Source organism: Spirillospora sp. NPDC049024 (genome assembly GCF_040649235.1).
Lineage (GTDB): Bacteria > Actinomycetota > Actinomycetes > Streptosporangiales > Streptosporangiaceae > Spirillospora.
In genome coordinates this window covers 1-1,543 of sequence record NZ_JBEZFD010000060.1, presented here as the reverse complement: position 1 = coordinate 1,543, position 1,543 = coordinate 1, and the positions used below count along the sequence as shown (strand labels likewise).

Annotated in this window: 1 protein-coding gene; it reads right to left on the bottom strand. The window is 71.6% G+C overall.

What is annotated here, in order from left to right; all coding sequences use genetic code 11:
• On the bottom strand, window positions 1-1,322 hold a 1,322-nt coding region (locus tag AB0C21_RS43300), incomplete at its 3' end, for a S8 family peptidase (RefSeq protein WP_500212343.1).
• Window positions 1,323-1,543 lie beyond the last annotated feature (221 nt).

Here is a 1,543-nt window from a genome sequence, read left to right as displayed (position 1 = left end):
TGGCCCTTCACCGTCGCGGTCGCCACTGTCGCCGACACCGAGCCGCCCGGGTCGGTGTCCCCGGCCGCCGGCGACACCGACACCGAGAAGTCGTTCTCCGCGGGGGCCTCGTTCTCGACGTAGAGCAGCTTGTTCGGAGAGCCGGTGCGCGGGTCGGTGACGACGCCGGACGTGGCGTCGGCGACCATCTTGTCCCGCACCTGCCGCGGCGTGAACGACGGGTTCGCCGCCGTGATCAGCGCGGCGACGCCGGCCGCGTGCGGGGAGGCCATGGAGGTGCCGCTGATCGTGTTGGTGGCGGTATCGCCGGTGTACCAGGCCGAGGTGATCCCGACACCGGGGGCGAACAGGTCCAGGCAGTCCCCGTAGTTGGAGAAGCTCGCGCGCCGGTCGGTCTTGTCGGTGGCCCCGATGGTGATCGCGTCGGGGGTGCTGGCCGGGGACGTCCCGCACGCGTTGGAGTTCTCGTTGCCCGCGGCCACCGCGAAGCTGACCCCGTCGTTGATCGCGGCGGTGACCGCGTCGTTGACCGACTGCATGGTGCCGCCGCCGATGCTCATGTTCGCCACGGCCATCTCACCGGCATCGTGGTCGGCGGTGACCCAGTCGATGCCCGCGATCACGGTGTTCCACGCCCCGCTCCCGCCGCAGTTCATGATCCGCACACCGACGATCGTCGCGCCCTTGGCGATTCCGTAGGCGTTGCCCGCGATGGTGCCCGCCACGTGCGTCCCGTGCCCGTTGCAGTCATTCGTGTCGTTGTCGTTGTCCACGAAGTCGCGCCCGGACACCGCCCGGCCTCCGAAGTCGGAGTGCGTGGCCCGCACACCGGTGTCCAGCACGTACGCCCGGACGCCGGCTCCGTTGTCGGGGTAGCTGTAGGAGTCGTTCAGCGGCAGCGCCCGCTGGTCTACTCGGTCCAGTCCCCACGACGGGGTCGGCGATTGGGTGCCTTCCAGCCGGACGGTGTGGTCTTGCTCCACGTAGGCGACCGCGGGGTTGGCGGCCAGCCGCCGGGCCTCGGTCTCGTTCATGGCGGCGGCGAAGCCGCGCAGCGCGGTGCGGTAGGTGCGCTTGACCTTGGCGCCGTGCTCGGCGGCCAGGCTCGCCGCCCGGCTCCCGACATCGGAGGTCGTGACCGCGTCGGGCTTGAAGACGACGATGTACGAGCCGGCGATCGCCGTCGGGCCGCCCGCAGCGCGGATCTCGCCCGTCCGCGGGGCGGCGCCGGCAACGGACGGTGTCAGGGCCATCGCCAGCGTGGCCGCGGCTGCGGCCACGCCGGCGCGGCCGTAACGCCGGCGCCGTGCATGCTTGTGCATGCGGTTCTCCTTTCAGGGCCCCGCCGCGGGGGGTTGTTGATCCGAGCGCGTCCGAGGCGGGGGATCGGGTGCGCCCTTCGACAGCCCTCACCCACCGGCGCTGGAGACGCGCCGGGGGGAGGCTGTGGTCAGGGGGTGTTGTAGGCGAGGGTGTAGGTGCCGTTGCCGGTGTAGGCGTGGATGCGGTAGCGGTAGTAGCCGCTGGTGCCGTTGTAGGTGAG